This window comes from Roseovarius halophilus (ex Wu et al. 2025), from assembly GCF_047086965.1.
This window is the reverse complement of the sequence record NZ_JBKOTX010000493.1, coordinates 1-1073: the sequence shown is the minus strand read 5'-3', so window position 1 is coordinate 1073 and position 1073 is coordinate 1. Positions and strand designations below refer to the sequence as shown.

General features: G+C 72.0%; 1 protein-coding gene. It reads left to right on the top strand.

Going from position 1 to position 1073, the window contains the following annotated elements:
* The coding region (locus tag ACH107_RS33060; RefSeq protein WP_412509820.1) for an ABC transporter permease at nt 1-1073 on the top strand (1073 nt) is incomplete at both ends.

Here is a 1073-nt window from a genome sequence, read left to right as displayed (position 1 = left end):
TGTGCGCAGATCTTGTCGGGCGTCCAGCCCTCCCGGAACCGGTGTCTGGACGGCGGGGGGCATCGCCGGCGCGCTGATCCTGCTGGCCATCGCCGCGCAGGTCGTCCGGGTCCTTGCCCGCGCGATGCGTCCGCGCACGCGGCGCCCGCCGCTGGGCTGGGCGCTCGCGGCGATCGGTGGGCCCGGATCGACGGCGGCGCCGGTTGTCCTGTCCCTCGGGCTCGGATTGTCGGTCCTCGCCGCCGTGGGCCAGATCGAGGGCAACCTGCGCAGCGCCATCGCCCGCGACCTGCCCACCCGGGCGCCCTCGTACTTCTTCGTCGACATCCAGAAGGCGCAGATGCCCGCCTTCCGCGACCGTCTGGAAAACGATCCGGCCGTGACACGCCTGCAGACGGCCCCGATGCTGCGCGGCATCATCACGCGGATCAACGGCCGCCCGGCCGCCGAGGTCGCCGGTGAGCACTGGGTACTGTCCGGCGACCGCGGCATCAGCTATGCCGGCGCCGTCCCCGAGCGGACCACGATCACCGCCGGCGACTGGTGGCCCGCTGATTACACCGGCGCGCCGCAGGTCAGTTTCGCCGCCGGGGAAGCCGCGGAAATGGGGCTGGAGCTGGGTGACGAGATCACCGTCAACATCCTCGGGCGCGACATCACCGCCACGCTCACCAGCCTGCGCGAGGTCGATTTCTCGACCGCCGGGATGGGGTTCATCATGGTGATGAACGATGCCGCCCTCGCCGCCGCACCGCACAGTTTCATCGCCACCGTCTATGCCGACCCCGACGCCGAAGCCGCCATCCTGACCGACATCTCCGGCCAGATGCCCAACGTCACCGCGATCCGCGTGAAGGATGCCATCGAACAGGTTTCGGGCCTGCTGCGGGGGCTGGCGGCGGCCACGGCATGGGGCGCGTCGGCCACCCTGCTGACCGGGCTGCTGGTCCTCATCGGCGCGGCCGCCGCCGATCAGACGGCGCGCACCCACGAGGCCGCGATCCTCAAGACGCTGGGCGCCACGCGCGGCCAGATCCTGCGCGCCCTCGCCATTCGCGCGGGGCTGCTGGGGG